A 21,010-nucleotide genomic window follows, 5' to 3' on the forward strand; every position below is an offset into this window, starting at 1 on the left:
TCACCTCAGAATAATCCTATTCTAGCAGCAACCTCACTTGCACTGTATTCAGGCTTCAATTTTACGTAAGCTTTCTTTTCTCCCTTCATAGTTATAATGATATTCACTTTTTCTACTTTTACATCATAAATTGTTTCAACTGCTTTCTTTATTTCCGGCTTTGTTGCTCTCTTGTCCACTATGAAAGTGAGTTTATTCTCCCTCTCTACCATTGAAATTGCTTTTTCTGTGACTACCGGCCTTACAATAACTTTATAGGGATCCATGTCTCATCACCCATAAATCTCCCTTAATCTCTCTATGGCTCCTTTTGTCCAGATAGTAAGTCTTCCAGGATGGGCACCTGGTGCTAATAGCTCTACACCTAAGTTATCAACTACAACTACATCGACACCTGGATGATTCCTTGCACCTTGAATTATTCCCTCATTCTTTGCAACTACAATAAGTGGACCCTTTGCCTTTTTGTATCTTCTGCCTCTCATCTTACCCTTTCCTGCTCTCACTTTGGTGTTTTTCTTTGCCCTTTCAATGTCGTTCCATACACCAAGCTTTTTGAAGATCTCTCTTGTCTGTGCTGTTTTGTATATCTTCTCAAGTTCATCCTCAACCACAAGAGGAACTTGAGGCAGGTTATCAACCATGTGCCCTCTAGCTTTTACAAGGTCATAGTTAGCAGTGGCAGCAATTGCACTCATCAAAGCAAGTCTCTTCTCCTTTTTGTTTATCCCTTCCCAGATTATTTTCTCAACTTTTGGTGGGTGTGCTCTTCTTCCACCTCTTGCAAAGGGGACAAATGCAGCAAACCTAGGGGAAGTCTTTATTCTCTCTACCCTTGCCATACCATGACCTTTTCCTATGTTCTCCGTAACTCTCCTCTTACCTGCCAAGGGATCTCTACCCTGTGGCTGGATTCTGTGTGTCCATGAAGCAATGACCGCTCTTTTAATAAGATCTGGTCTAAAGGGAGTGCGAAATACTCTTGGAAGTTCTATTTCCTCAATTGGCTCGCCATTGAGTGAAAATACCTTAACTTTCATAAATCCTCACCTCATTGCTTTGATTCTCTACTAATGTATGTGATTTGTGGAGCTTCAACAGGTGGTCTTTTTGCAGGTGGCCTTATTGCGGGCCTTACTCTAACGATCCTCTTTATTGCCCCTGGGATAGTACCAGCTACCATGAGGAAGTCATTTCTGACTATTCCATAGTGTGGGAATCCACCTTTTGGTGTGATCTCAATTTCCTCTCCATTGATAGAAAGCTTGCCGTTCTCTCCTATTCTCAAGAGTCTCTTGTTAAACTCTGTCCTGTGGTGGAAACCCATTTGACCAGCTCTTGGTACTGTCCACATGACTCTTGCTGGATGCCAAGGACCTATTGTTGCCACCTTTCTCCTACCTTTGCTGTCCTTGTGAGAAGTCAACTTAACTCCCCATCTCTTAACTGGGCCTTGTGTTCCTTTTCCTTTGGTCACGGCCACTATATCAAGAAGCTCTCCTTCTTTGAGAATCTCTCTGACTCTAAGTTCTTTCCCAAGTTTGTCTTTAATGAAACCAAACTTTTCTTCAATGTTAGTTCCACCAACAGCGTATTCCATAACTTCCGGTTTCTTCTTTATGCGGGCGAGCCATGGTTGGGTTGCTACTAATGCCCTGACCTCAACTATTTCGCCAGACTTCACTAGGTCCTCAAGCTCTCCAAGTTTTTGCTGGAAGACCTCTTCAGTGTAGTTCTTTGGAAGAGTCTTAATTCTTCTTCCAAGGAGACTGTAGAATGTAACATTTTTTGCCTTCTTTGATGGGTAGTTTTCAAGCTTAAAGTCTGGAACGATGACTTCAGTTGCAGTTTCTAGTCCGAAGTAACCCTTTCTATATGCTCTGACGCCGTATACTATGAGTGGCGGAGCTTCAACTATGGTAACTGGCATGAAAACTTCTTTTCCATTTGTGAGTCCAGGAGTGTCGTCAATCATGAGTACATGGGTCATTCCAACTTTGTATCCTGCAAATCCAAGCATTCTAACTTCTTGCTCTTGAGGCCAAGTTCTAATCTTTGGTACTATACTCTTTGCTCTTTTCCTTGGGGAATATGCCAATGAACCTCTTCTTGGTCTGCTAATTTTTCCCATTTCAATCCCTCCTTATGAAATTAAATATCGCCAATGTCGCCAACACAGCTTCCTCCGTTCTAACGGTCTTTGTCTTTTGATTTGGAATAGTATTGAGGATTAGATCAAAGGAATAATCCTCATTGAAGTCTCTCAGGATTTCCATTATCCCTTTCCGGGGAGATCCAAATACAAATCCCACTTCCCCCTCCAACGGAGGAAGGTTCACTTTTCTCACATCCTCACCCATTCGTGAGGTCGCGATTGCAAGGTTAAGCTTTGCCTTTTTAAGTGTTTTTGCCAGAGACCCCCTTGTTAGATGGACCCGATACCCCCAATACTCTTTGGGTTTTGTCGGCATCACTTTGAGAGGCATTGTAGAGATAATTTCAAACGTCATACGACCTTCTCCAGTTCCTTCGACTAGAGCAAGGTCATCAAGGCCGATATCTGCATACAATCTTTTACCCCTTTTGACTATAACGCCCTCTCGAATTTCTCCGATCTTTGGTCTTCCTTTTAGTTTGTGATGGGGTGTTCTTAATGGAGGTAAAACACCAGCGTATTTGAGCTCCTTGGTGAGGGGGATTAAGGCCTTTCGTAGATATTGAGGGGTCTCCATATATTCCAAGATGAGTTTGATGAACTTACCGTCTTTCCCGCCTGCTTTGTAAATCCAGATGTGTTCTACACCAAAGATTGCCGCTGCCCTGCCAATCTGGCCAACTTTGTATGTCCTTATTTTTGGATCCGATGTCTCCTCAAGGAGTGAATCTGGAATAAAGATATGCCACGCCATTTTAGTCATCCTTTACATTCCTATACTTTAAAGCTGTAGGGGGGTAAAAAGAATGTATTTAAAAGGCTTTCGAACTCTTCCACCCTTCTAGGCTTCCAAAAGTATACAAAATTTTTGCAAACTATTTCACAATTGACTCTACTATATTAATAATATTAGGAATACTAGTTTTCACCTCTTCACTAAGCTCCATGCCAAGATCAATCTCCTTAGCAACAACCCCAATAAAGTGGATTTCTGCCCTAGCAAGTCGCTTATCAATAGCCATTAAAAGCTTAAGTCCATCAACAGCCCCCATAAAGTGAGCACTCCTTATCTCAGCTTTTAATTTCTCAAAGACTTCATCTCCTTTTAGGTAAATCACTTTACCTGGCCCATACTCATTACTCAAAACAGCATCTATTATAACAATTATGTCTTCTCCATTATAGTACCGCTGTAACTTGAATATATCAGTTCCAACCTCAATTACATTATAACCTCTTTCAGCCAATATTCTACCAGCTTTTAATCCTACACCATCATCTTTCATAAGTTCATTCCCAAGGGCAAGGATCAACACTTTCATGGTTCTTTATCATCATAAAAGAATGTAAAAACTTTTTGCTAGAGATAGAGATCAATTTTGTAAATCTTTATGTTCAATTTCTTGAAAAAAAACAATGCAAATATTGATTAATATAAAATAAAAAAGTATAAATATTTGAATAAATTCTAAAAATATTGGGTGTTTGTGAAATGAGAAAAGTAATTGGTTTTATAGCAGTGGTTTTATTCTTTGGGGGGTTAACTTTTCCTAACTTTGTATGTGCAAAAAATGAAGACCCCTTCGAGGAATGGGCAAATGAGCATTCTGTGAGAGTTTTAGTTATAGAGAGATTCAGTTATCACAATGGTCATTTATTACATGAAGTAGTATATACAGGAAATGAACTAAGGACAAAATTTAATGTTGATAAACTCTCAAAAGAGAAAAAGATAGCAATGAGCATATACACTCTAAAGCTTCTTTTTCCAAATGAAGTTTATACTCTAGCCAAGGGGAGGAGTATAGAAAAAAGCCACTATAAGACAACAATCTTGACAACAAGTTATGAGCCATACCCATGGTGGGAAAATGAACCATATCTGCCAAGATGGACATGGGAATACATAGGAAAGGGAATATACGAGAAAGCTGATCCAGTAGATCTAGTATGGGAGAATACAAGAAAATATCGTGTTAAAAGAGTTCTCCGCAATGTTGGATGGCTAGACTACGTATTGTCAACTCCACAATATATTTATGACCCTCCAGAATATGGAGGGAGAGGGTGGGAAAAAGGCGATGATATAGCAACAAGCTTTATTGGAATACCTAGTAGGTACCATATGAGACTCTGGGTAATTTATAACAAAAAAATTGTTGGTGCTGCCCATTATGAAGAGTGGAATTGGCTTGTTTTCACTCATGTAATAGACTCCTATGAAATTGCAGAAGACAAAGTTGCAAGTTATTACACTAATTCTTGGAACGTGAATTTCGATTTTTATGAACTTGACAACTATATCCAAATCCCATTTAATGATGGGAGTGCCACAAAGATCAGCAAGGGCTGAAAGACATTTTTATTATTTTTGGATTTACCTTAAAAAGAGCACTTAATTGACGAAAAATATAAAGAAAAAGCTACAATCTCACAACGTGAACTGAACAGGAGATACACGGATCGTATGCTCTAACAGTCATCTCTGCAAGTAATTTAAGCTTTTCAGGATCATCTTGCCAGTGTTTCTCTGCCATCATTCTCACGTGGCGCTCCATAATTGCAAGGTTCATTGCGGTTGGGGTTATGATATCTGCATAGTTGACTTTTCCATCTTTGACTTCAAGGGCATAAACCAGTAATCCTCTTGGAGCCTCAGTGATACTTACTCCAAAACCATCCTTTAACTCGACTTCGTCTCTTTCTTTTATAGGCCATTTTGCGAGAATGTCATCAATTAGGTCTATTGCTCTCTCTACAAAGTATACAAGCTCTAATGCTTGAGCAAAGTTGTTAGCAAAGCAGTTGTCGTATCTTAGGAGATCTTTATATTGGTTGTAGAGTTCCTTTGCTTTTCCATAGAGAAGGTCAGCATTATTGACTATTCTTGAGATCGCACCAACCATGAAGGGTTTGTCCTTGTAGAAGGAATGCTTTGCAAAGCTGTGTTCAACTACCTTTTCCACTATATACTCCTTATAATCCTCCACAGGGAACTCAAACCCATCACTAACTTTAATGTAATCTCCGTATATCCCATAAACATCGTTTCTTGGTTTCACAGCCATGTGGACCATTTCCTCATCTTTAACTTCCTTATATTGCTCAAGTTTTGCAAATAGTTCTACTGTGTACTCTGCCATTGGGAGAACTTCTTTTAATTCTCTCTTAAGCTCTTCGAATTGGCGTTTTGTTGGAAGTTTTCCAAAACCGCCTAAGATAGCATTTTCTTGGTGTATTGCCCTTGAACCTAAGTAATCCATTGTCTTTGAGCCTATGTTTTTGAGAGCCATAGCATATTCTATTTCTTTTTTATATTTGTCAATCATGGCGAGAGGATTTGAGTAACCAAGATAGTCAGGAAGGACTAAGAGGTAAAGATGCAGGGCATGGCTTTCTATCATATCCCCGATATATAATAGATCTCTCAAATCTTGTATCTCAGGCCTTGGTGTGAAACCTACGGCTTTCTCAGCAGCCTCTAAGGCGGTGAGCTTATGAGCTGCAGAACAAAAAGAACATACTCTTGGATAAATTGCTAATGCCTCGTCTAGTTTCTTGCCTATGGTTATGGCCTCAAAAAACCTAGGACCTTCTATTATGTTGAGCTTTACTTCTTTAACCCCCTCGTCACTTGTTACTATCTCGATTCCGCCCTTTCCTTCCACACGGGCTATATGATCAACTGTAATCGGAATGTACATCATTCTCCCTCCTCAAATATCTTGTTAACCATCTCCTCAAGCTTGGGATTGTGAGCGTTGAATATTTTCATTCTCTCTAGTATTTCCTCCTTTGTTAGGCCTTTTTTCTTGAACTCCAATGCGAGTGAGTCGAACCATGCAACATCGTATCCCACAGCACCCCTACATCCAATACATGCAACATTGAACCCTGGACACCTTGCATCACAGCCGGCTACTGTCAATGGACCTAAACATGGCTCACCTTTTTCTATAAGGATACAAGGATTGCCCTTAATCCTGCACTCCACACAAACGGGATAATCAATATCCTCAGGCCATGAACCTACGAGGAAAGTCCCCAAGGCATAGAGGAAGTCTTTCTTCTCTGGTGGACATCCGTAGAGCTTATAATCAACTTTAATGTATTTTTCTACTGGTTCGGCCATTTTAGGTTCAAATTTAACATGAGATTCGCCATAAACCCTCTTCCAAAGTTCATTAAGTCCCTTATCCTTACCCCAGCTTTGCACACCACCATGAATTGCACATGAACCCACTGCAATTACTATCTTTGCTTTTTCTCTGATCTTTTTCACGAGCTCCACTTCTTCCTCTGTGGAAACGCTCCCCTCTATGAAGGCTATATCAACTTCTCTATCTTCATCACTGTCTCTCTCTACCATAAACCAGCATTCTATGTTTGCTTTATCTAAAAGTTGGAGCACTTCATCCATCATGGCAAATTGAAGCTGACAGCCATAGCATGAAGTTAAAGCGTAAAATCCAATTTTAACTTTCTCGCTCATTCTTCTCACCTCAGTCAAGCAATCCAGGTGTTGAGATTATGTCAAAGTACCCAAATACAGGTCCATCTTTACATATGTATTTCCAAGATGTGCTTGTTCCCACATTACAGTGTCCACACTTGCCTATTCCACATTTCATTTTCCTCTCAAGTGTCACATAGATATTCTCTGGGCGGTAACCATAGTTTATAAGTGACTCAAAAACTGCTTTGTACATTCTTGGAGGCCCACACACAGCTACTGCAGTGTTCTTTGGATTTGTATTGGCCTCGACAATAAATTGCTGGGGTCTTCCTTTTAGTCCTGGCCAATCTGGATCCCTAGTAACACTCTGGATTATCTTGACATTTTCAGCTTCAGCAAGGTCTTTCATTGCCTCTAACTCTTTGTAAAACAGCAAGTCTTTTCCATACCTTGCAGTATTTATGAACGTAATATTTCCGTACTTCCATCTGTTGTCCATTGCATAGAGAAAGACACTTCTAAGAGGTGCAGTTCCAAGACCTGCTGCTATAAGGAGCAAATCCATCCCTTCCCACTCATCAACAGGGAACCCATTTCCATAGGGGCCTCTAACTAGAACAGTGTCTCCAGGCTTAAGCTTATGAATTACTGCGGTTACCCTACCTGCCTTTCTGATACATAACTCAAAGAATCCTTTTCTCATAGCTGATGAACATATACTAATTGGAACTTCTCCAACTCCTGGAATGGTGAGCTGGACGAATTGACCAGGTTTGAAAGTCCACTTTTCAGCTAATTCTGGGTCTTCAAAACGGAATAGGAAGAGTTTCTCTGTCTCGGTTAATGTGTAAAGCTTAAGCACTTTTGCCTTATGAAGGACATAAGGGTTCTCCTTAGGCATCATAATTTCCTTAGGGATGAGTTCTCCCGGAGTGCTCATCATTCTTCACCTCCCATAGAACTGCCATAGGCAAATCCTCTCTTTGGCATCTCCTCCGCAACCTCAGGTGGACATGAATTGTCTTTTACTCCCAGGATAGTCCTCAAGTTTTCTACAAAGCTTATCTCTGCTGGACAGAAGTAAGTACACCTTCCACATCCAACACAATAGCTTATGCCAAGCTTCTCGTTGTATGAGTTCTTACATAGATACCTGTTCATAAAACGAGATTTTTTCGTTGGTCTAAAGTTGTGATTTCCAGCTACAAGGCCGTGACTTCTTAACTGACAAGAATCCCATCTTCTAATTCTAACACCTGTATCTCCATCAAGATTTGGAATGTCTTGAACCTCATAGCATCTACAGGTTGGACAGGTTAAATTACAATTACCACAGGCCAAACAAAGTTCACTTTGTTCATCCCACATTGGGTGTTCCATCTCCATCTCAAGCAAATAGCGAAGGTTACCCCAATCCTCATGGTACTTAAACTGCTGGTGCTTCTTGTTTTCAAAGTCTCTAAAGTTGCATACATCTTGACTTGTTACTTCCTCAAAGAGCTTGATATTTTTATCCACTATTCTGTGTCCTTTTGGGCTTCCCACCCTTACAAGCCAGCCATCTGGAAGCTCATGGAAGAACAAATCAAAACCATCGTCTGCAAAGTCTGTTTCCCTTAAGTTACAAAAACAATATTCGTCTGGAATACAGCTTATTCCTATTATTATGCCTTTCTCTCTTCTAACCTTGTAGTACTTGTCCGGAAGATCATCAAGGTATATTGTATCCATTATCTTGAGTCCAAAGATATCACATGCATGCACTCCAAAAATAATAAACGGTTCCACATTTTCAATAACTTCGTTGTATTCTGCCTTTGAGATGCTGAACTCAAATATTTTCTCTCTAGGTAGGAAGAAGAACTTTTTCGGTGGCATTATTGTTCTATTGTACTTGAACTCTATCTTTTTAACATCATCAACTTCTCTGAAGTCATAGAACTTTTCTGATATCTTTATGGGAGCATAAAGTGTTCCCCAATCCTTCAAACGTTCTAGGAACTCATAAGTATTCTCCTTTGGTAACTTAACGTACCTCAACTTTATCACCCCACCAATGTACACAAATACTATTAATGAACATTTTTATTCATCCTCAATGAAGCCTTGTTTTGTGTATAAAAAAGGATTTCTAAACCCTTAGCTTTTTAACCAAAGGTTAAATACACCAAGCTTGCCTTTGTAAAGTTATATAATCAAGTATTTAACCAACAGAAGACTACAACATGGTTTAATACATTCCATCAATGTAGACTTTTGTTCCCGAATGTATTAGTTAAACACTGGAGAACACGAAATGAAATCCTAATATCGGATCTTTTCAAAGGCCAGTATCAACATACTCACTAAATACATCCCTGAAATCGAGTAAAAAGCCCCTTCGTAACCTATTTTATCGATTAGAAAGCCTACAAAATACGGACCAGTCGTCGCTCCAAAGAATCCCATCATATTAACAAACCCCATAACAGTTCCAAGATTCTCCGGGGTTGCATGCTCACTGGTGTAAGCTGTTACTGCAGGACCCACTGAATAAAAAAACAAACCTAAAGGCAGGACTAGTGGCGGATAAGACGTTTTTACCAGAATGAATGACAAAATAGCATTAAAGGACAGAATACATACCAAACTAGCTTCCCTAATTTTATCGTATACTGTTCCACCTGCAATGGATCCAAAAATTCCAACAATGGAAAGGATAGAAAAATAGAATGAGGCTTCCTCTAAACTTCTGCCCTTGCTAACAAAGAAGTCAGGAAGAAAAGTCAATATTCCAAAGAACGCAGCTAATAATAGAAAGTTCATTACACTTAAGCCAAAAATATTCTTGGGAATCTGGAACCTTGGTCTTTCAACCCGTTTTACTTCCCCTTTAATAACGAACATTAAAGCAACTCCTATTGTGGCACTCATTAGAGAAAGGACTAAAAATGAATATCTCCACTCCAAAGTTAAGGCTATTGGAACCGCAATAGCTGGAGCAATCGCACTTCCCACGGGAGGTCCGATCATGAAAATTCCCAATGCCGAGCCTTTTCTTTCTTTGTAAATTTCACTTATTAATGCAGTAGATGGAGCATAGTAGAGCCCTGCAAAAAGACCATAAAGTGCTCTAACAGCCAATAAATGCCAGTAATCCCTTGCAAATAGCATAAAAGCACTTGCCAGTGAGTATCCTAATATACTCATTACAACAAGCCGTTTTCTACCGAGTTTATCCCCAAAATATCCCGCAGGTACTTGAATTAATGCATAAGGAAGCAAAAGAGATGTCATTAACAACCCTGCCTGAGCATTTGTTATACTAAACTCCCCTTTAATAATAGGAATAAGAGGAGGAATAGCCATTCTATGAGCATAGTTAAATATCCACCCAAGAGATAGCAGTATGAGAAGCTTTTTACGCATGTTTTAGGTGAATAGTTAAACGCTTAAAAATTTATCGAAGAGTTAAGTATAAAAAGGGGAGAAAGTAGGGAGAATGGGAGGAACATGGTAAGCAAACTTCTCGCACTTGAAGTCTATCCAAACTTGAGAGATCTCGATTTTAAGGTATTAAGAGGAGTAGAGTTGAATATGCGCCATTACGAATGGGTACCTCTAGAGAATATTGCAAAATTTGCAAAAGTTGATATTGAAACTGCTTCTCATCGATTAGGAAAGCTTGACAACTGGGGGCTCGTGAGAAGAAGAAGTGATATAGGCTATATTGGCTATCAGCTGACAATTCATGGATATGATGCTTTAGTGATAAGGGCATTTGCCCAAAAAGGAGTCATCAAAGCAATAAGCCAAACCCAGATTGGCGTTGGAAAAGAGGCCGATGTATATATTGGGATAACTCCCAGCGAAGAAAAAGTTGCGGTTAAGTTTAACCGAATTGGAAGAACAAGTTATACAAGAATAAAACTTTACAGACCCGATTTTATAGATAAAAGACATATTTCATGGTTATATATTTCTAGACTTGTTGCCCAAAGAGAATACGAGGCACTCCAGCTTCTAAACCCAATAGCAAAAGTTCCAAAACCGATTGCATGGAACAGACACGCACTTGTCATGGAGTTCATAGAAGGCGTTGAGCTTATAGAACTGACAGACACAGACCTAACGAGAGAAGAAGCCCTTGAAATACTTAATAAAGTTCTAGAAGAATACAAAAAGATAGTGGAATTTGGCATAATACACTCCGATATGAGCCTTTACAACATAGTCCTTAAAAGTAATGGAGACATATTAATAATTGATTGGCCTCAATATCTAACAACAGAGTTTCCGGATGCCAAATATTATCTTGAAAGAGATTTACAAGTGCTTTTGAACTCATTTAAGAAAAAATGGGGAGTAAAATTAAATTGGGAAGAAGTCTGGGAAGAATTCGAAACAGCCTTTAAAATGAGCCTTAGAAGGGAGTAACAAAGATGAAAAAAGAAGAACTTGCAGTACTGGTATTTAAAGATGCCCAAAAGGCTTTAAATAATAAACAACTAGAAACAGCAAAAGAAAAATTTAGCACCGTTATGGAATTAGCAAAGGGTTCCTATCCATGGTTATATTTTGAAGCTTGTTTTGGCCTTGTGGAGACCTATATAGAAGAAGAAAACTATAAAAATGCAATAGATAATGCTTTTAAAGCTATTCTATACGCTCCAAACCAAGAAATGTATTTCTTAGGATTAGAAAGACTCAAAAGCATTTTCATAATAATAAAGAAAAACAATAAAATAAGTTCTTTAAGTAGCAATTTTGGGACTGTAATAGAGAAGAAAAATGAAGAGTTGTATGACTTCTCAAGGGCTATAAATGCCATCGCAAGAGGTAATTACAGAGAAGCCCAATCAATCATGAGTAGTTTAAAAACAAATGAACTCAAAAACATAATTCGTTTACTTTTGGAATAACCCTTCAAGAACTTTATTTAAGTATTCTTTCTCTGGTTTTATAGGAAAGTTGTAGGGTTCACTGCTTGGTTTTTCGTTATAATACGGCCTATTACATCCTGGACATCCATGAGTCATGAAGGCTCCTTCACTAAGCACTTTGAAAAGCTCTTGTCGTGAAAGGTCAAAACTAACGAGCTTTCCATCTTTAAACTTAAAATCTTCAATCCTTTTTATTCCGTTCTTAATTAAATGGAGGCCAATCTGCATCAATCTATATCTTTCAAGAGCTGGGGGAGATCTTCCCTCTAGAGTGGTCCCCTTAACTGGAGTAAACGCAAAAATGGAAACTTCCGCCCCAATATCATATGCCTTTTGAATTGTGCCTAAAAATTCCTCTTCACTTTCACCTAACCCAAAGATTAAATGGATAAACGCTCTTCTTTCTCCAAAAATCTGTATAATGTTCTTTGCAAACTCCCACATTTCATCCCAAGTGTACATAGAGTCTTTTATCATGTTATAAATTTCTTCACTTGCGGCATCTAAACCCACTCCCACATAATCGACACCAAATTTCTTAAATTGTCTAAGATACTCCCTATTTACAGGAGTAATTGAAAGAGAAACCGGCAGCTCAACTCCAGAAAATGCCTTAAGAAGTACTAACACATCTTTCACAAGATTTGGATAGTCTATAGTTTGAAGACATATCCTTGCAAATTTCGAGTCTCCGAGTCTAGATACTACGTCATTTAAATCAAAGGCAGGCCAAGTTATTCTTGAAAGTTTCTCTACATCTGCTCTGCTTTCTCTTGCCTGTACACAGAAAGCACAATTATTGAGACACTTTCCTTCGTAATACGTCATAAAATAGGCTGTCGTGGGCCTTGCTAACATTCTGCCTCTTTTTAACCCCAACATTACTGCAGTTCCATAGGAAACTCTGATTTTCATTTTTTACTCCTCCTTACTACCTTAAGAATTATGAGACTTAGGAGGGATAAAAAGGTTAGGATTGGGAGGAAGAGGAATATCCTCTCATACCCCTCAAGCTCTGCAACGTACCCTAAAATTAAGGGGCCTGAAAGATAACCAAGATCAAAAAACATTGTATAAACACTTGATCCCATTCCACGTATATTTTTAGGCAAATTTGCTAAAGCCAGCATCTGCAGAGAAGGAACCGTTAGACCAAACCCTGCTCCAAGGACAATAGCACTTAGATATGCCTTGGGAGGTAGTAAATACGAAAGTAAGGCTAAATATGCTGAAGTTATTAAAATGATTCCTATCGAAGCTACTGGTACAGGCCCTCTCTTATCAGCTTCTCTGCCTCCAAAAACTCTAGTTAAGAGACTGAAACCACCCATAATACTAGCGTAGATACCAAAAACGCTTGTCCCAAGACCTGAAATTTTGTAATATGCAGGAAGGAATGTGTACATCCCACTATATGCAAAAACCATGAAAAGGAGTGAAAAAGACGCAAAAATGAATGGAGCCGTTATTAAATCTCTGTAAGATCCTTTGATTTCCTCCTGCTCTCTTACCTCTACTTTAGTTCTAACCTCTCTATACGCCTTTAGAACAAACAGAAATCCGACTAAAGAAATGATGATGGTGAATAAAAACGCTGACTGGAACCCAAGATAATCAGCCATAAACCCTCCTAATGCGGGACCTATAAGTTGGCTTATAGAAAACATCGTTCCTCTCCATCCTAATGTCTCTCCCACCCTGCCCTTAGGTGCAAGGTCTATGGCTGTTGAGAGAGATGATGGGAAGAAAAACGCGGCGGCCATTCCATGAACTGCTCGTCCTACAGCAAAAATCACCAAGCTTTTCATGAAGAAGGAAAGTACATAAAACATGCCAGCTACTGCTCCAAAGAGAGTACCAAGCATCATGACTTCAAAACTCTTTCCCCTATCTCCCAAAATCCCCCCTACTGGTTTTAAGGCAAAAGCGAAAATTGATGAGACTGAAGCCACAGTTCCTACAACAAAGGGAGTTGCCCCAAGCTGAATAGCAAGCGGAGAAATTAGAGGAGCCACTAAAATATATCCTAAGAAGAAGAAAAATGTCGAAAAGTGAAGAAGCCAAAGATCTTTTCTTTCCATGGCCCTATCTCCTAAATGTCGGCAATTGGCTTTTCCATACCCTCTCTCAGATATGCAACACTCATATGTTTTGTATTTCTCGCAAAACCTATGTTGCCATTTCTATCCACCATTATTATTCCCATATTATCATTTCCAAAATACCGAGTAGCTAGCTCAATGGCAGCTTCACTAGCTTTTTGAGCATTCATACCAGATTTAACAAAATCTGTCGCTGTTTTAGCCAGGGTTAATTTCATAGCGACTTCCCCAAGGCCAGTACATGAGGCTCCTGCAAATTCATTAGCATAAGTTCCACTTCCAATTATTGGAGTATCACCAACTCTTCCAAACATTTTTAGGAATACTCCTCCTGTTGATGTGCCAGCCACAATTTCTTCTCCGTCAAATGCTACAGCTCCCACCGTGCTTCTAAGAAGTTCAGGATATTCCCTTATCAGCTCACTTATTCTTTTCCAGTGGGGGATAGAACCCTCGTTGAGAAGTTTCTCTTTGAGTTTTTTCCATTGTTCAAGCCTTTCTTCTGTTATTGGATCATACTCTTCAAACCCTACCAAACGAGCAAATTTAACGGCCCCCTCTCCCACAAGGAGTACATGATCTGTTTTTTCCATGACCTTTCTCGCAACACTTATTGGATTTTTAACACCCCATACACCAGCTACAGCCCCTGCTTCCAGATTAGAGGTCATAATAGCTGCATCCATCTCAACTTTACCATCCAAGGTTAAAACACTGCCAGTTCCAGCATTAAAGATGGGATTGTCTTCCAATACTTTAACAGCCTCCTCAACTGCATCAAGAGCTGAGCCTCTTTTTAATTCTCTCCAACCCGCTAAAACAGCCTCTCTTACTCCTTCAAGAATCTTTGGAATTCTCTCTTCATTTCTTATTGTACCCGCCCCACCATGAACAATAATCGCCTTCATGAATGCCACCATCAATTAATGTCTTCGAAAGGTTAAAAGCATTATGGAAACGGAAAGAGAGTAGCCTTAATACACTCATAGCCCTCATTAGCTTAGACTCATGTTGATTATGGTTTCCCCTATATTTTCAAGATACTCGAGTATCCTACGATAGCTATCCATAGCCAATGATTTTCTATAATCTATTGACTTTATATGTTCTTTTAATTCAAGCATTATTGCATCAATCTTCTTTAGGTCTTTTCTAGTCATCTGACTCATCACTTTTTGGATTATCTCTTTTAAGTATGCAATATTAAGATCTGGATCAAAATTTTCAGCAATTCGTACCATATGATCTCCTATCCTTTCAATATTACGAACTATAAACAGCACTCCAAGAAGATCGAAGTTTCGTTTAATTAACCCCCCATCCTTAACTATGCTTCCTCCAGAGAGAATTTTATTCACCGCCCTTAAAGTTAGAAAATAAAAGCGGTCAAGCTCATTTTCTAGTCCATTTATATCTCTAAGCACTTCCTTTTTCTCGAACTCACTTATAAGTGTCAAATCTTCAATCATGGAAATTAAAATTGAAGTTAATCTTTCTATGATCTCCCTCAGGTTTACCTCTTCATCAGCGAGCAAGCTTTTACTTGTAATTCTGAGTGGCTCTTCTAAGATTATCTCCAGTCCTGGAAGGTTTTGAATCGTTTGGCGTATTTTCACTTTATATATTGGCATGTCTTCTGTAAACTTCACGTCTATAATATCATAGCCTTGAATATAAGCAGAAATCAATAACCTCACAGCCATGTCCGAAGAAATTTCTTTAGAGATTAGAAGCTCTCTACTTTCACTTATTTCTCTTGGTTCCTTAGGAAATATCAAAAGCGATCCATCAGGGTTTATAGTTATAGGAACTACATCTCCTTGTTTCAGATTATTCTCTCTAACCCATTTTTTTGGAAGTGATATTATATATGAGCTTCTTCCCGTAAATTGTATCTTTCTAAACTCCATATATATCACCTGATCTATATAGAGAATCGTATAGAATATAAATATTATGATACCCTACTCTTCATCTATAATCCTCTTCATCCATGTTCTCCTTAAAAACCATGCAAAACCAAAAAGCCCGGCTATAACATTACTAAGCCCCATACCTAGGAAAACTCCTACAGAGGATCCAATAATAATATAACCAAGAAAGTAACTTAGAGGTATCCTTAAGCCCCAAAGTCTTAGGATTCCAAGCATCATGCTCTTCTTTGTATGTCCTGAGGCTCTAAAAACGTTATTGACTACAACAAAGAGACCATTAAAAAATGGAACCGATGTTAAGAAGTATCTCCAAACAATTGCACTTTCCTCAACAACCGCTTTATCATCGAGGAAAATTCTAAAAATCGGTACTCTTAAGGCCCCAATGACAATAACGGCTGTAGTTGCTATAGCAACGTTTACTATCATCGTCCTCTCGGCAATCTTCCTTGCCCTCTCATAATTCTCAGCTCCTACGTTTTGGGCTATCATAGTTCCCATCGCCATGCTTATCCCTCTAGAGATACTCGTGAGAAAGTTCACAAGGCGAGTTGTAATTGTATAAGCAGCGTATGTAACATCACCAAAGCCAAAGATTATACGAGTTAAGATAACAAATCCAAAACTGTTCGCAGATTGGCCAATTCCGGAAGGAAGTCCCACTCTAAAAATTTTCTTATAAAAGACAAAATCAGGTCTCAAAGAAGCAAAAGTAAGGTGTAAACCAGCTTTTCCTGTGAAAAGAAGATATGTACCAATTATTGATCCCAAAGTATTTGAAAAGACCGTAGCTATCGCAGCTCCAGCCACTCCCAGTCTGGGAACCCCAAAAAATCCAAATATTAAAATTGGATCAAGAATAACATTAAGCAACACTGTGAAGATATTTATCTTAACTGGGGTTTTTGTGTCTCCTGTAGCCCTCATAAGGGCACTAAACGCAAATCCCATGAATGAAAATGGTAAACCCAAAAAGATTATCCTAACATAAGTTAAGGCATAAGGATAGACATTGGGAGTAACCTTCATGAATTCCAAAGCCCTAGGTGTGATAAGAAACCCTACAACAGCAGTTAAAGAAGCAAAAAATAGAACCAGAGAATACAATGCCCCAGCAGCCTTATTGGCTTTTTGATACTCTTTCGCTCCTATATACTGCCCTACAAAAGCAAATCCTGCAATAGCAAATCCTTGTCCTAAATTCATAAGGGTTCCAATAAGAGGCCAAGATACTCCCGGAGCTGATAATGCCTCTCTTCCAATTTTTCCAAGCCAAAAAGTATCAGTTATGTTATAGAGCACATGAATAAGATTGTTGATTATTAATGGATAAGCTAGTCTGAAAAGTGTCTTTTCTATGTTGCCTTCTAGAATTTCTGCCCGCATCTGGTCTATCTTTGCCATATTAAATACTTATCGAAGCGTTAATATATAAACTTAATGGTCTATTATTCTTCTCATCCATGAACCTCTCAAGAACCACAAAAACCCAATTACAGCAGCTAGCACATTGCTTAACCCCATTCCAAGCCATACTCCTATTGTATCTGCAGTGAACTTCCCAAGAGAGTAGGCCAAAGGTATTCTAAGCATCCACAGTCTTAACATACCTAAAATCATACTCTTCTTTGTATGCCCTGAGCTCTGGAAAACATTACTTACGGCAGCAAAAATTCCAAAAAATGGCAAAGAGAATGCAAAATACCTCACAAATTTAACACTCTCATTTAACACTCTCTCATCTTTAATAAAGAAGCCAAATATCTGGGCTCTAAATACAACTACTATTATCGTTCCAATTCCCAGTACGACTAAATTGGTAAGCATGGCTCTCTCAGCAATCTTCTTTGCCCTCTCATATTTCTCAGCGCCAACGTTCTGTCCTACCATGGTTCCCATTGCTTGGCTTATTCCATTCGCTATAGCGAACATAAAATTCGTAAGTCTGTTTCCTATTGTATATGTAGCAAAGGCAACAGTTCCGTAGATGTAAATTATCCTCGTAAGGACTACAAATCCAAAAGCATCTGTAGAAAAGCCTACACTTGAAGGCAAACCGACTCTAAAAATGCGTTCATAAAAGCTCCATTCAGGCTTAAGGTTCTCAAGGGTCAAATGTATCCCTACCTTCCCCCTGAAGAGTAAATATCCTCCAATTAATGAACCAACACTATTTGAGAACATCGTAGCAACAGCAGCACCTATAACCCCCAACTTCGGAAATCCCAGCCATCCGAAGATAAGGAGAGGATCAAGAATAATATTAAGGAAAACCGTAAACATGTTAATTTTTACTGGTGTTTTTGTATCTCCAACTGCTCTTAAGAGGAAGTTGAAGGCGAATAATGTAAACGAGAAAGGTATTCCAATAAAAATTATTCTAATATAACTAAGAGCATAGGGGTAAACTTCTGGTGTAACCTTCATAAACTTGAGTGCAAAAGGCGCTATAATTAAACCAAATATGGCTACAAACGCTGAGAATATCATCATAAGTGAATATAAAGCACCAGCAGCTCGATTAGCTTTTTCATAATCTTTTGCCCCAACATACTGGCTTACAAAGGCAAATCCAGCAGTTGTAAATCCCATTCCAATGCTCATGAAGAACCATACAAGAGGCCAAGAAGTTCCTGGGGCAGAAAGTTCCTCTGTACCAAGCCTGCCAAGCCAAAACGTATCAGTTAAGTTGTAAAGAACTTGGACCATGTTATTAATAATCAATGGATAAGCTAACTTAAGCATAGTTCTCTCTATGTTTCCCTCTACGATTTCTTGTCGCATTGCTTGGAGTTTCTCCCCATCCAAGTTCTCCACCAACTGAGGATTTGATGATCATCTACTATATGTTCTTTCAAAATTGCACATCGAGATTAATTAAATGAAAATCGAAACGTTATTATAAAAAGCTTATTATGGATAAATTATCCGCAAAAAAGGCATTAAAATCCAAAACAAACAATTAAGAAGAAAAGAAATTAAAGGGCTCAGAATTCGAGCTCTTCTTCCTTGTATATCTGCTTTCTGGCAGCTTCAAGCATCATTCTTTGCTCTTCTCTTGCAACTACTTTCCTTATGAGCTCAACTGCATCTGGGTTGGCTGAGAGGCTGTCAATGCCAAGTCTAACGAGGATCTTTGCCATCTTTGGATCGCTGGCTGCTTGTCCACAAATGCTTGTCTCAACACCATACTTCTTACATACCTTGATGACATGCTTGATAAGCTTGACAACTGCTGGGTGTGTCTCGTCGTAAAGTTTGAAGACTCTCTCGTTGTCTCTGTCTATTGCAAGTGTATATTGAGTAAGGTCGTTTGTACCAAAGCTGATAAAGTCAATGCCCTCTTTACAGAGGTCTTCGATAATTAGAGCTGATGCTGGTGTTTCGACCATGACACCGAACTCAACATCCTTGTGTGGCTCAAGACCGACTTCTCTTGCGATTCTCTTTGCTTCTCTTACTTGCTCAACATGGCTGACAAGTGGAAGCATTACTCCTATGTTATCATAACCCTCATCAACGAGTCTCTTGATGGCCTTGAACTCAGCCTTGAGAAGCTCTGGTTGGTCAAGTCCTCTTCTAATTCCTCTCCATCCAAGCATTGGGTTTCTCTCTTCTGGTTCGTCTTCTCCGCCAGGAAGTTCTCTGAACTCATTAGTTGGGGCATCAAGAGTTCTGTACCAGACTCTTCTTGGATAGAATGCCTCAACTACTGTTCTAATACCTTCGACAAGCTTCTCAACGAGTTCTTCTTCCTTACCCTCGTTGATAAACTTGATTGGGTGTGCTCCAATACCTAAGATCATGTGCTCTGCTCTGAGTAATCCTACCCCATCAGCACCAGTAGCAGCTGCTCTCTCAGCGACTTCAGGCATTGAAACGTTTACCTTCACCTCTGTGGCTGTGACAAGTGGAGCTCCAGCCACTACAACTTGGCCAGCTGCTTTTTCCTCTTCCTTCTCTTTAACAAGGCTCTTAACGATACCTTCGTAAACGACACCTCTTGTACCATCAACTGTTATCATCATTCCATCCTTGAGAACCTTTGTAGCTTCCTTAGTACCAACGACAGCTGGAATACCAAGTTCTCTTGAGACAATGGCAGCGTGGCATGTTCTTCCACCCTCGTCGGTAACGATAGCTGCAGCCCTCTTCATTGCTGGAACCATATCTGGGTTGGTCATTGTGGTAACGAGGATGTCTCCTTCCTTAACCTTGTCAATCTCATCAGCTTCAAATATGATGACAACCTTACCTGCACCGATACCTGGTGAAGCACCAAGACCTTTGAGAAGAACCTTCATTTCTTCAGTCATTTCAGCTTCCTCCGTTTTAACTTCCTCTTTTAATGTTGTAACAGGTCTTGACTGGACGATATAAAGCTTGCCATCATCCTTATCATAGGCCCACTCAATGTCTTGTGGCCATCCGTAGTGTTCCTCAATCTTGGCACCTATTTGAGCAACTTCAATTATTTGTTCATCTGTAAGTACTTGCTTCTCAACATACTCTGGGCCAAGGTATTCAGCAGTTGAAACTTTAACAGTTCCCTTACCTGTCTCAGGGTCCCTGACAATCATTATCTCCTTCTTAGCGATGAATTTCTCTTTAATCTTCCATGTGCCCTTCTCAACGATATACTCATCAGGGCTTACAGCACCACTAACCACTGCTTCACCAAGTCCCCATGCGGCATTTATCATTATCTCGCTTCTATCACTTGTGACAGGGTTTGCAGTGAACATAACACCACTTGTCTCGCTGTTAACCATCTTTTGAACAACGGCACTCAAGTAAACCTTTGAGTGGTCAAATCCTTGTTTTGCTCTATAGAAGGTAGCTCTTGCAGTCCAAAGTGAAGCCCAGCATTTTTTAACCTTCTCTTTAACGTCATCAACACCAACAACATCAAGATATGTTTCCTGTTGACCTGCAAAAGAGGCCTCTGGAAGATCTTCAGCCGTAGCTGAGCTTCTAACAGCAACATAGACCTCTTCCTTACCAAATCTTTGTGAAAGCTCTTTATAAGCCTGCTCTATTTCTTTAGCTATCTCTTCAGGCATCTCCATTGAGATTATTTTTTCCCTAATCTTGGCAGTGTTCTCTTGGAGTTGTTTGCTGTCGTCAACATTTGTTTTGCTTACAACATCCATAATCCACTCTTGAAGAGTTCTTCCATCTTCAACCTTGACATTTTCAACAAAATACTTGTATGCCTCAGCTGTAACACAGAATCCCGGTGGGACTGGTATTCCTGCACTTGTCATTTCTCCAAGGTTTGCACCCTTCCCACCTACAAGTGGGACGTCTTCTTTTCTCAGTTCCTCAAACCACTTTATGAATCTATATTCCATCTCGATCCCTCCTTTTAGAATAACCGTGGGTGATATAGAGAGAGCCTATTTAAAATTAACTGTCCAAAAATGGCTTTTGAGTCCATA

Annotated in this window: 20 protein-coding genes; 3 read left to right on the forward strand and 17 right to left on the reverse strand. The window is 39.4% G+C overall.

Going from position 1 to position 21,010, the window contains the following annotated elements; all coding sequences use genetic code 11:
• Positions 1–5: 5 nt before the first annotated feature.
• The 5 genes from EP1X_RS05520 to EP1X_RS05540 all read right to left on the reverse strand — a co-directional run bounded on the left by EP1X_RS05520 (position 6) and on the right by EP1X_RS05540 (position 3,477).
• Positions 6–266 carry a 50S ribosomal protein L23 gene (locus tag EP1X_RS05520; RefSeq protein ID WP_055282489.1) on the reverse strand — a complete coding sequence of 87 codons (261 nt, stop codon included), beginning with the start codon at positions 264–266 and terminating at the stop codon, positions 6–8.
• 6 nt (positions 267–272) lie between these two features.
• Complete coding sequence (rpl4p, locus tag EP1X_RS05525) at positions 273–1,040, reverse strand: 50S ribosomal protein L4 (protein ID WP_055282491.1); 768 nt, start codon at positions 1,038–1,040, stop codon at positions 273–275.
• Positions 1,041–1,051: 11 nt separating this feature from the next.
• The gene (locus EP1X_RS05530; RefSeq protein ID WP_055282493.1) at positions 1,052–2,131 is read right to left on the reverse strand and encodes a 50S ribosomal protein L3; all 1,080 of its coding nucleotides are present in this window, start codon (positions 2,129–2,131) and stop codon (positions 1,052–1,054) included.
• Between the two features lies 1 nt (position 2,132).
• The gene (locus EP1X_RS05535) at positions 2,133–2,909 is read right to left on the reverse strand and encodes a putative RNA uridine N3 methyltransferase (protein ID WP_055282495.1); all 777 of its coding nucleotides are present in this window, start codon (positions 2,907–2,909) and stop codon (positions 2,133–2,135) included.
• A gap of 121 nt (positions 2,910–3,030) precedes the next feature.
• Positions 3,031–3,477 (reverse strand): hydrogenase maturation protease, encoded by a 447-nt coding sequence (locus EP1X_RS05540; protein WP_055282497.1) that lies wholly within the window; start codon positions 3,475–3,477, stop codon positions 3,031–3,033.
• 170 nt (positions 3,478–3,647) lie between these two features.
• Here EP1X_RS05540 and EP1X_RS05545 point away from each other — a divergent pair, with 170 nt between their 5' ends.
• On the forward strand, positions 3,648–4,508 hold the full coding sequence (locus EP1X_RS05545; RefSeq protein WP_055282499.1) for a hypothetical protein: 861 nt from the start codon (positions 3,648–3,650) through the stop codon (positions 4,506–4,508).
• 70 nt (positions 4,509–4,578) lie between these two features.
• Here EP1X_RS05545 and hydA read toward each other — a convergent pair whose 3' ends face one another.
• The 5 genes from hydA to EP1X_RS05570 all read right to left on the reverse strand — a co-directional run bounded on the left by hydA (position 4,579) and on the right by EP1X_RS05570 (position 10,019).
• Positions 4,579–5,859 carry an NADPH-dependent hydrogenase/sulfhydrogenase 1 subunit alpha gene (hydA, locus tag EP1X_RS05550; RefSeq protein WP_082391492.1) on the reverse strand — a complete coding sequence of 427 codons (1,281 nt, stop codon included), beginning with the start codon at positions 5,857–5,859 and terminating at the stop codon, positions 4,579–4,581.
• Positions 5,859–6,647: an NADPH-dependent hydrogenase/sulfhydrogenase 1 subunit delta gene (hydD, locus tag EP1X_RS05555; protein WP_055282503.1), complete on the reverse strand. Its 789-nt coding sequence runs from the start codon at positions 6,645–6,647 to the stop codon at positions 5,859–5,861. The genes hydA and hydD overlap by 1 nt, the downstream gene beginning before the upstream one ends.
• Before the next feature lie 10 nt (positions 6,648–6,657).
• Positions 6,658–7,551, reverse strand: a complete 894-nt coding sequence (gene hydG, locus EP1X_RS05560) for an NADPH-dependent hydrogenase/sulfhydrogenase 1 subunit gamma (RefSeq protein WP_055282543.1) — start codon at positions 7,549–7,551, stop codon at positions 6,658–6,660.
• On the reverse strand, positions 7,551–8,651 hold the full coding sequence (gene hydB, locus EP1X_RS05565) for an NADPH-dependent hydrogenase/sulfhydrogenase 1 subunit beta (protein WP_055282504.1): 1,101 nt from the start codon (positions 8,649–8,651) through the stop codon (positions 7,551–7,553). Before hydB ends, hydG begins: the two co-directional genes overlap by 1 nt.
• Before the next feature lie 264 nt (positions 8,652–8,915).
• Positions 8,916–10,019 carry an MFS transporter gene (locus EP1X_RS05570; protein ID WP_055282506.1) on the reverse strand — a complete coding sequence of 368 codons (1,104 nt, stop codon included), beginning with the start codon at positions 10,017–10,019 and terminating at the stop codon, positions 8,916–8,918.
• 84 nt (positions 10,020–10,103) lie between these two features.
• Here EP1X_RS05570 and EP1X_RS05575 point away from each other — a divergent pair, with 84 nt between their 5' ends.
• Positions 10,104–11,027: a serine/threonine-protein kinase RIO2 gene (locus EP1X_RS05575; RefSeq protein ID WP_055282508.1), complete on the forward strand. Its 924-nt coding sequence runs from the start codon at positions 10,104–10,106 to the stop codon at positions 11,025–11,027.
• 5 nt (positions 11,028–11,032) lie between these two features.
• The gene (locus EP1X_RS05580; RefSeq protein WP_055282510.1) at positions 11,033–11,512 is read left to right on the forward strand and encodes a hypothetical protein; all 480 of its coding nucleotides are present in this window, start codon (positions 11,033–11,035) and stop codon (positions 11,510–11,512) included.
• Here EP1X_RS05580 and EP1X_RS05585 read toward each other — a convergent pair.
• From EP1X_RS05585 to ppsA, 7 genes are all read right to left on the reverse strand, one after another.
• On the reverse strand, positions 11,498–12,448 hold the full coding sequence (locus EP1X_RS05585; protein WP_055282512.1) for a radical SAM protein: 951 nt from the start codon (positions 12,446–12,448) through the stop codon (positions 11,498–11,500). The genes EP1X_RS05580 and EP1X_RS05585 overlap by 15 nt on opposite strands.
• Positions 12,445–13,614, reverse strand: coding sequence for an MFS transporter (locus EP1X_RS05590; RefSeq protein WP_055282514.1), 1,170 nt, complete (start codon positions 13,612–13,614; stop codon positions 12,445–12,447). The genes EP1X_RS05585 and EP1X_RS05590 overlap by 4 nt, the downstream gene beginning before the upstream one ends.
• Positions 13,615–13,625: 11 nt before the next feature.
• Positions 13,626–14,543, reverse strand: coding sequence for an isoaspartyl peptidase/L-asparaginase family protein (locus EP1X_RS05595; protein WP_055282516.1), 918 nt, complete (start codon positions 14,541–14,543; stop codon positions 13,626–13,628).
• An 87-nt stretch (positions 14,544–14,630) separates the two neighbouring features.
• On the reverse strand, positions 14,631–15,545 hold the full coding sequence (locus EP1X_RS05600; RefSeq protein WP_055282518.1) for a phosphate uptake regulator PhoU: 915 nt from the start codon (positions 15,543–15,545) through the stop codon (positions 14,631–14,633).
• 54 nt (positions 15,546–15,599) lie between these two features.
• A complete protein-coding gene (locus EP1X_RS05605) occupies positions 15,600–16,973 on the reverse strand; it encodes an MATE family efflux transporter (RefSeq protein WP_253276543.1) in 1,374 nt (457 codons plus the stop codon).
• Positions 16,974–17,006: 33 nt separating this feature from the next.
• On the reverse strand, positions 17,007–18,377 hold the full coding sequence (locus tag EP1X_RS05610; RefSeq protein ID WP_156300712.1) for an MATE family efflux transporter: 1,371 nt from the start codon (positions 18,375–18,377) through the stop codon (positions 17,007–17,009).
• A 179-nt stretch (positions 18,378–18,556) separates the two neighbouring features.
• Complete coding sequence (gene ppsA / locus EP1X_RS05615; RefSeq protein WP_055282520.1) at positions 18,557–20,923, reverse strand: phosphoenolpyruvate synthase; 2,367 nt, start codon at positions 20,921–20,923, stop codon at positions 18,557–18,559.
• Positions 20,924–21,010: the final 87 nt, after the last annotated feature.

This window comes from Thermococcus sp. EP1 (assembly GCF_001317345.1).
GTDB lineage: Archaea > Methanobacteriota_B > Thermococci > Thermococcales > Thermococcaceae > Thermococcus_A.